The 7,302-nt window shown below is 54.6% G+C and carries 6 protein-coding genes; 5 read left to right on the forward strand and 1 reads right to left on the reverse strand.

The window, feature by feature from the left end; translation table 11 throughout:
* Positions 1–206: 206 nt before the first annotated feature.
* The 5 genes from OHL22_RS24855 (at position 207) to OHL22_RS24875 (ending at position 6,315) form a co-directional block, all read left to right on the forward strand.
* The gene (locus OHL22_RS24855) at positions 207–758 is read left to right on the forward strand and encodes an REP-associated tyrosine transposase (protein WP_263342607.1); all 552 of its coding nucleotides are present in this window, start codon (positions 207–209) and stop codon (positions 756–758) included.
* A 51-nt stretch (positions 759–809) separates the two neighbouring features.
* Complete coding sequence (locus OHL22_RS24860) at positions 810–1,487, forward strand: SMI1/KNR4 family protein (protein ID WP_263342609.1); 678 nt, start codon at positions 810–812, stop codon at positions 1,485–1,487.
* Positions 1,488–1,947: 460 nt separating this feature from the next.
* The gene (locus OHL22_RS24865) at positions 1,948–2,766 is read left to right on the forward strand and encodes a glutaminyl-peptide cyclotransferase (protein WP_263342611.1); all 819 of its coding nucleotides are present in this window, start codon (positions 1,948–1,950) and stop codon (positions 2,764–2,766) included.
* 105 nt (positions 2,767–2,871) lie between these two features.
* Entirely contained in the window at positions 2,872–5,613 is a 2,742-nt protein-coding gene (locus tag OHL22_RS24870; protein WP_263342612.1) for a glycoside hydrolase family 2 protein, read from the forward strand.
* 120 nt (positions 5,614–5,733) lie between these two features.
* Positions 5,734–6,315 carry a hypothetical protein gene (locus OHL22_RS24875; RefSeq protein WP_263342614.1) on the forward strand — a complete coding sequence of 194 codons (582 nt, stop codon included), beginning with the start codon at positions 5,734–5,736 and terminating at the stop codon, positions 6,313–6,315.
* Positions 6,316–6,790: 475 nt separating this feature from the next.
* Here the strand turns inward: OHL22_RS24875 and OHL22_RS24880 are convergent, their stop codons facing one another.
* On the reverse strand, positions 6,791–6,922 hold the full coding sequence (locus OHL22_RS24880; RefSeq protein WP_263342615.1) for a hypothetical protein: 132 nt from the start codon (positions 6,920–6,922) through the stop codon (positions 6,791–6,793).
* Positions 6,923–7,302 lie beyond the last annotated feature (380 nt).

Below are 7,302 nucleotides of genomic sequence, written 5' to 3' on the forward strand. Positions count from 1 at the left end.
ACTGCGATAGCTCAGTCGGGCATTCTTATGAATGTCCATTCGATCCTCCGAAGATTCCTAGTTGCTCGTCACAACCAGCTTCTCCGGTCCAAATCGAATGGACAACCTCCTGAAAGATCACAGGTGGCCCAGATCTGAAATTCCACCACCGAGGGTGCCCCAGGTCTCAACGAGACACTCAACGAGACCTGGGTTACGATGCTCCCATGGCCAACAAGCTAACCCGGTATCAGCAAACGGGCGACTTCCATTTCATCACCTTCAGTTGTTACCGGCGCAAAGCATACCTGGACACTACGGCCGTACGAAACCTCTTTGAACAATCTCTGGAAAGGATGCGAAATCGCTATGACTTCTTCGTCTTCGGATACGTCGTCATGCCTGAGCACGTGCATCTTCTTGTGAGTGAGCCTAAACGCACGCTTCTCTCCACGGCGATACAGGCCTTGAAACTCTCAGTCGCTGTCCAGCGACAGGAGAAACCCTTCTGGCAGGCTCGCTACTATGACTTCAATGTATACACCAATGCAAAACACGTCGAGAAGCTCAAGTACATGCATCGCAACCCGGTAGCTCGCGGCCTCGTTCAACAACCCGAAGACTGGCGGTGGTCCAGCTACCGGCACTACCGAACCGGAGACCGTGGTCCAGTGGAGATAGAATCCTGGTGGACAGCCATGCACAGAGAACGAGGCATCGCTGAAACCCAGGTCTCAAAATCGAGACCTGGGGCACCCTCGGTGGTGGAGGAAACATAAGATCTGGGCCACCCGCCCTCCACCGACACCAAAGCCACAGTGAGATCAACCATGGAGAAGTACTCGGAACTCGAAGAACTCTGTAAGCTAGGCGGGAATGCTATCGAACAGACTTTTGATCGCATCCGCTTCAACGCAGACCTATCGTTTTTGGGACCGCAGCTTCCGGAGTATGCTTTTTTGCTCGGCCTCAAGAACGGCTTCTATGCGTTTGCGGAGGCTCTGCATGTGTACACGTATTTGCCGAGTGATCGTTACAACGAGCAGGAGGTTGTTACGTGGAACAAAGCCTCGCTTTGGAAGCGTGCCTACGGGCTGACGGAAGTCAAACCATTTGCGTTTGCTGAAGACATCTTCGGCTATCAATTCTGCTTCGATGTGGAAGGTGTGACGCGCTTCGATCCCGAAACAGGAGAGCTGGAGCCGGTGTGTAGCACGCTTGATGAGTGGGCAGGGCTTATGCTGACTGATCCGGAAGCACATCTGGGATACGAGACAGCAAGGGAGTGGTCCCAGACAAAGGGTTCGATCAGGCAGGGCGAACGTTTGCTTCCAATTTATCCGTTCATCACGAGCGAGGGGTCGGCCGACCTGACGAACCTCTACTCCGTTGATGCGCTGAAGGGCATGTTGAGTCGCGCCGATTTTGCGCGCCAAATCAAGAGCGTCCCTGATGGCCAACCAATCGAAATAGTTCCACTGATCCCTCAAAACCGTAACCCAAGTTAGGCTGTCGGGCCGCGTATACGTCTGTAAACGGCAGTGACTCGGCGGGTGGCCCCGGTCCCCAAAAGGGAAAATGCGGGTGCCCCCGGTCTCGTTTTTGAGACCGGGGAACCACAAAAGCTCACACCTCTAACCACATTCGTGCGCAGCACGAACCCTCTCAACAATTGCTCCACAACCCTTGAATCACCGTCCATCCCCATTCGCTGTAACAAGGCACAAATGCCCATAATTCTCGGCAACTGTAATCGCATGTAGTCACAGCACTTCCAACAAACCTCGCCAACCCCATCTCCATTCACCCCAAAGTGTTCTACGCGGAGCAATCCTTCTCCACAAACCCAGCCTCCCAAATTGCTCCACGTGGAGCAAAACCAACGCCCAAATTGCTCCACGTGGAGCAATTTCACTCGCAGCCCGGAATGTTCCACGTGGAACACTCATCTGCTAAGGTGGAGACAAAATGAAGTTCTCCACCATCGCACTGGCCGCCACACTTCTCATCCCATCCATGGCCTCGGCATTAGCTCCCGTCGACGGCTACAAAGTCGTCGCCACCTATCCCCACTCCACCGATAGCTACACCGAAGGCTTCTACTACCAGAACGGACTCTTCTACGAAGGCACGGGCCTCAAAGGCAACTCGGCCGTTTTGGTCATTCAGCCCGAAACCGGCAAGATTCTGCAGCGCCACACACTCCCGCCGCAGTACTTCGGCGAAGGCATCATCAACGTCGGCTCCACCATCTATGAGTGGACATGGCAGACGCACATAGGCTTCGTCTACGACCAGTTCACTCTGCGTCCGATCCGGCAGTTCACCTACAGCGGCGAAGGCTGGGGCATGACGCGCACTGCAAAGGAAATCATCACCAGCGACGGCAGCGACACCCTGCGCTTCCGCGATCCAAGGACATTCGCTGAGGTTCGCCACATCGTTGTGCACGACGGCATTACGAAGATCGATCAGCTCAATGAGCTTGAGTACATCAAAGGTGAGATTTATGCGAATGTATGGCACTCGGATCGCATTGCGCGCATCTCGCCTGTAGACGGCCATGTAATCGCATGGATCGATTTAACGGGCATATTGCCGGATGATCAGAGGATCAACAACGAGTCGGTGCTTAATGGGATTGCTTACGATGCGCAGCATGACCGGATCTTTGTGACGGGTAAGCAGTGGCCTAAGGTTTTCGAGATCAAAATTGTTCCACGTGGAGCAATTTTGCGGCCGGCGCATCGCAAGTTGAATGGGCCTGAACATACGGTGATGCATTAGGGAATTGACGTTTGCGTTATAGATTGCGCGTGAGATAAGTCGCGAATGTTGGATAGTATGATTGGTTTCTTCCTTGGTAATTCGGGAATGATTGGGGATCTTTTCATGTTTAAGAAGGTTTCGTCCTTGCGCGGTATGGCATCGTTACCACGATTGATTTTGCTGGCGTTGTTGAGTGTGGGGAGTAGTCTGGCTGCGTTTGCCGGGCAGGCTTCTGTGGAAGTGCCGGTTACTTCAGGATGGCAGATGCAGGACGCGGCGAAGGTGCCGGAGAAGGGAACCGGGGCAGGCGCGAGGATCTCGCGGACGTCGTACAAGCCGAAGGATTGGTATGACGCGGTGGTGCCGGGGACGGTGCTTACGACGCTGGTGAAGAATGGTGTTTATCCGGAGCCGCTGTATGGAGAGAACAACAGACCCGATCGGATTCCGGAATCGCTTAACAAGACTTCTTATTGGTATAGGACTGTTGTTGATGTCCCGGCGGCGTATCGCGGGCGGCATGTGTGGCTGAATCTGGAGGGCGTGAACTTTTCGGCGGAGGTTTGGGCGAACGGGACGTATCTGGGAACGATGCGTGGAGCGTTCAAACGCGGCATCTTCGATATCTCGCCGTATGTGAAGGCGGGCGAGAAGATTGCGATTGCGGTGCAGGTGAAACCGCAGCCGCATCCGGGCAATCCATATGAACACACGATCGCGAATGGGATGGTGACGAACGGCGGCATCACGGCGATTGATGGGCCGACATTCCTGTGCACGATTGGATGGGACTGGCTGCCGGGAATCCGGGATCGCGATTCGGGTATCTGGAACAAGGTGTACCTGAATTCAACAGGTCCGGTGGTGCTCAAAGATCCGCTGGTGACTACAGATCTGCCGCTGCCGAAGACGGACTCGGCGGAGGTGGCGATTTCGGCGACGCTTGAGAATCTTGCAAACCAGCCGGAGACGGGCACGTTCCATGCGGACTTTGGCGATGTGGTGGTGGATAAGGATGTGCAGCTTGGGCCGAAGGAGTCGAAGAAGGTTTCGCTGACTTCTGCGGAGTTTGCATCGCTGCACATGCAGAATCCGAAGCTGTGGTGGCCGAATGGATACGGGCCGCAGAATCTGTATTCGCTGCATCTGGCGTTTAACCAGAATGGATCGGCATCGGACGAGCAGACATTTCAGTTTGGCGTGCGGAAGATTACGTATTCAGTGCCCGATTCGGAGAATCTGACGGTTTCGGTGAATGGGGTGCGGATCTTTATTCGCGGCGGCGACTGGGGACTCGACGAAGGCATGAAGCGGATTCCGCGCGAGCGGCTTGAGGCGGAGATTCGCATGCATGCGATTGCGAATGTGAACCTGATCCGCAACTGGGTGGGGCAGTCGACGGGCGAGGATTTTTACGAGCTGTGCGACAAGTACGGCATTCTGCTATGGGATGAGTTCTTCCAGCCGAATCCGTCGGATGGGCCGAACCCGGATGATCTGCCGACGTACATGGCGAATGTGCGGGACAAGATACTGCACTATCGCAATCATCCTTCGATTGCAATCTGGTGCGCGCGGAATGAGGGCTTTCCGCCGAAGGAGATCGATGATCAGTTGCGCGTGCTGATGGCGGAGCTTGAGCCAACGCGGCTGTATCAGCCGAGCTCGACTTCGGGGCATGGCGTGAACTCGGGTGGTCCTTATCGCTGGAGGACGCCGCGCGAGTACTACGTCTACAACGAAGCGTTCAAGACGGAGATCGGCAGCACATCGATTCCGACGATTGAGTCGATTCAGGGGATGATGCCGCAGAAGGATTGGGAGCAGATTGACGATGACTGGGCAGAGCATGACTTTGCTCGCGGAGCTTCGGGCAGCGACACGTTTCCCATGACGCTGGCGGCGCGGTATGGCAAGGTTGCGAACCTTGCGGACTTTGTGCGCAAGAGCCAGCTGGCGAATTATGAGGCGTATCGCGCGATGTATGAGGGGCGTAGTGCAAAGCTCTTCAATCCGTCGACGGCGATTATCACGTGGATGAGCAACCCGGCACAGCCTAGTTTTGTATGGCAGCTGTATCACCACGATCTTGAGCCGGACTCGGCGATGTATGCGGTGAAGAAGGCCGGGGAGATGGTGCATATCCAACTCAACCAGTTGACGGATTCGATAGAGGTGATCAACAACACGCCGGAGATCATTTCGGGTTACATGGCGTACCTGACGATCTACGATATCGATGGGCAGGCTGTGCTGAAGCGCGAGTTGCCGGTGACTGGGCCGGGAGACCGTTCTATCGATATTGGATCGCTGCTTGGGCCGTGGGATAAGCCGAAGCTTTCGCCGGTGTATTTTGTGCAGCTTCAGTTAAAGAATGGCGGGGGGAAGCTGGTTTCAGAGAATCTGTACTGGCATGGGATGCCGGATGCTCCGGATGATCTGACGGCGCTGAACACGATGCAGACGATGGCGCTGGAAGCGAACGCAACACGGCACGATGACGGCGACACGATGAAGATTACGCTGAAGCTGACGAATCCGGGGAAGGAAGTGGCGCTGCTGACGCATGTGCAGTTGCGGCATGGCGATCCGGGCAAGACGGGTGTGGATGCGGTGAATGAGCGCGTGCTGCCAGTGTTTTACAGCGATAACTACATTTCACTGGTGCCGGGTGAGAGCCGCACGATTGAGATTGAAGCCGATACTGCGGATCTCAAAGGCGAGGAGCCGTATCTTGCGTTTGACGGATGGAATGTGAGCGTGGTGTCCGCTGGTTCATCGGTGCCTGTGGCTACGAATGTGAATGCGCAGGTGGGACATTGGCCAGTTACGGGGTTGCCTATTGTGGCGCATACGTGGAAGTGATGCGAGGGACCAGGGAACAGGGGTTCGCGCTGCGCGCGAATTTGGTTCCAGGTCTCTCCGCGAAGTGCGCGGAGAGATATAGAAATCCGGCCCCAAAGCTATCGGACTTCAGGAGACCGTATGACGCGAATTAATATGCGACTAGGGTTGCTGATGGCCGGTGTTGTGTTCATTGCTGGGGCTGTCTATTTTCATCGCCGTTTCGTTGTGAAGCCTTTGTCGCTGCCCGCAGCCGATTCCACTGAGCTCACGCACTCTGACTTGGCCTACAAGTTTCATCGAACAATATCGACTTCAGAGAAACAACACATTCTCGATGGCAATTTCGCAATCATCACCTCGACCGAAGGCCTCTCTCAACCGGTCAAAAACGCATTCGCGACCATTACAGGGGTGAAGTCATTCGCCCTGGCTGACCCCAACCAAAAATATCAAGTTACGGACGTTATTGGACTACCACGACTGCCGAGTCGGCGCTTAATTTTCGCCGGCGTTTGCGAAAGTCGTTGGTTCATTTACTACGAACACGGAGGAATTGGGGTTAGTAACAGAATCTTGGTACTCGACGCCGCTCCCGACAACTCCATGCGGTTTGTCTGGGGAGGAATCGGATTCGGATTTGAAAAGCCAACGACCCTGGCCGACTTACGGGCTGCCATAGCAACGGGAAAATTCGCTGACAACCACGCGGTTTATTGGTAGATGGCTTGGCAGGCCGCTCCCGGTAGCACTTCCCAACGCGTTACTGTTGACAGCTAGTCGAATTACTTCTTCAACCCAAGCCTATATAAATATCGACATAACATAAGTTTGCTATTCATCTAGAAGGAATTTTCTTCAGGAATTACAGAGGGAAAACAGAGACGGTTCGTGCTTTTGCGCAAATTTGAATCCACATCTCTTCGCGAAGTACGCATATGGGGTACTTGAGACCCGGCGAATGTGGCGAGAGCCCGCGGCTAAAGCCGCTTTCTTTGTTTGTGTCTGTTCAGGGGCATGAATGCCCCTGCTCCCTCCGGTTCGCGCTTTGCGCGAATTGGGTTTGCTGTGCGGGCTTGGGTTGTTTCGCACTCATTCGACAACGAGCGTCGAATGAATGGGCACCCCCGATTGGTGCGGATGTGGGGTAGAAGCAGATTCCCCTGAGGGGAATGACAGACAAGATAGGCAAAAACAGCTACAACGACAAAAGCAACAGCAAAAGCAGATCCCCTGCGGGGATGACAGACAAAAGAGCAACAGCAACAGCAACGGCAACAGCAACGACAACGACAACAGCAACGGCAACTGCAACGACAACCGGGGTCATCGAGACTTTGGTTGTTTCCCACTCATTTGACAAGGAGCGTCGAATGAATGGGGCACGCCGATCTATGGTGATGCAGGGTAGACGCAGATTTCCCTGAGGGGAATGACAGACAGAAAAGCACGTGCAAGAACGGGTTCGCGCTTTCGCACGAATATGGTCCCAGGTCTCAGAAGCGAGACCTGGGGCACCCGGCTAATTTGGTTGGGTGGTGCGGGCTTTGGTGGTTCCCACCCTTTCCGCACACTACGCGGAAAGGATGGGGCACCTGTGATCTTTCAGGAGGTTGTCCATTCGATTTGGACCGGAGAAGCTGGTTGTGACGAGCAACTAGGAATCTTCGGAGGATCGAATGGACATTCATAAGAATGCCCGACTGAGCT

The organism is Acidicapsa dinghuensis (assembly GCF_025685685.1).
Lineage (GTDB): Bacteria > Acidobacteriota > Terriglobia > Terriglobales > Acidobacteriaceae > Acidicapsa > Acidicapsa dinghuensis.

Bases quoted from the DNA above. Each gene is read 5' to 3' on its own strand.
- OHL22_RS24860 (WP_263342609.1), top strand. From the start codon at position 810: ATGGAGAAGTACTCGGAACTCGAAGAACTCTGTAAGCTAGGCGGGAAT.
- OHL22_RS24865 (WP_263342611.1), top strand. From the start codon at position 1,948: ATGAAGTTCTCCACCATCGCACTGGCCGCCACACTTCTCATCCCATCC.
- OHL22_RS24875 (WP_263342614.1), top strand. From the start codon at position 5,734: ATGACGCGAATTAATATGCGACTAGGGTTGCTGATGGCCGGTGTTGTG.
- OHL22_RS24870 (WP_263342612.1), top strand. From the start codon at position 2,872: ATGTTTAAGAAGGTTTCGTCCTTGCGCGGTATGGCATCGTTACCACGA.
- OHL22_RS24855 (WP_263342607.1), top strand. From the start codon at position 207: ATGGCCAACAAGCTAACCCGGTATCAGCAAACGGGCGACTTCCATTTC.
- OHL22_RS24880 (WP_263342615.1), bottom strand. From the start codon at position 6,922: ATGACCCCGGTTGTCGTTGCAGTTGCCGTTGCTGTTGTCGTTGTCGTT.